Annotated in this window: 2 protein-coding genes; both read right to left on the bottom strand. The window is 51.9% G+C overall.

Translation table 11 applies throughout. The features are described 5' to 3' along the window. A partial coding sequence (locus AC1DVH_RS32245; protein WP_477757186.1) for a hypothetical protein occupies window positions 1–94 on the bottom strand: 94 nt, incomplete at its 3' end. Between the two features lie 206 nt (window positions 95–300). Continuing rightward, window positions 301–727: isocitrate lyase/phosphoenolpyruvate mutase family protein (locus AC1DVH_RS32240; protein WP_477757185.1), on the bottom strand; the 427-nt coding region annotated here is incomplete at its 5' end.

Below are 727 nucleotides of genomic sequence, written 5' to 3'. Positions count from 1 at the left end.
ACATGATCCCTCGGCCATTGAGAAAGCTGAGGTCATAGTTGTCGTAGCCAACCGATATGCTCGAGATGATCTCAAGGTTTTCAGCCGAAGCCAGCTCAGCTTCACCCAGACGACGATTGCCGCCGATCAGTGCGTGGGCGCTGGAAATGGCAGCTTCGAACTAGGCATCCATGTCACCAAGCTCGGGACTCATGATGATGACGTTGTATTTATCTTTATAAGGTTCAAGCAGGCTGGGTGAGACGCGGCTGAAGGCCAGGATGGTCTTTTTCATGATGCTTTATTTCGCCTGTTTCAAGCTCAATTCGAATCGTGTTCTGACTTCAAGTAGGTCTTCGCCCACTCACGGTAATTATCCGAGAGCGTGTATTTTGAAAGCAGCTCAGGGAGGGAAAGCTCGCGCCCCTCCATACCGCTTTGTTCGCGTAGCGCCTCGTAGGACGCTTTGATTGCGGACAAATAGGGGGCATGCCCATTGACCACAACTCGCACATTGGCTGCGCTCAGCTTCTGAACATCGCTCAGTGCAGGGTTTCCATAATTAATCAGCATGATTGGCACGCAAAGATGCGAGGTGAGCGCCTCCAAGTGTTGGAAATCCTTTACTCCGACAAGGCAAATCGCATCGGCCCCAGCCTTTTGATAGGCCGTAGTGCGTGCGATGGAATCTTCCAAAGTGGAAACGGCTACATTCGTACGGGCGATGATGCTGAGGGCATCATCTGAC

The sequence above is a fragment of the Pseudomonas sp. P4_C3 genome, assembly GCF_056402075.1.
The sequence above is the reverse complement of the archived record's forward strand: the minus strand, read 5'-3'. Positions and strand labels throughout refer to the sequence as shown.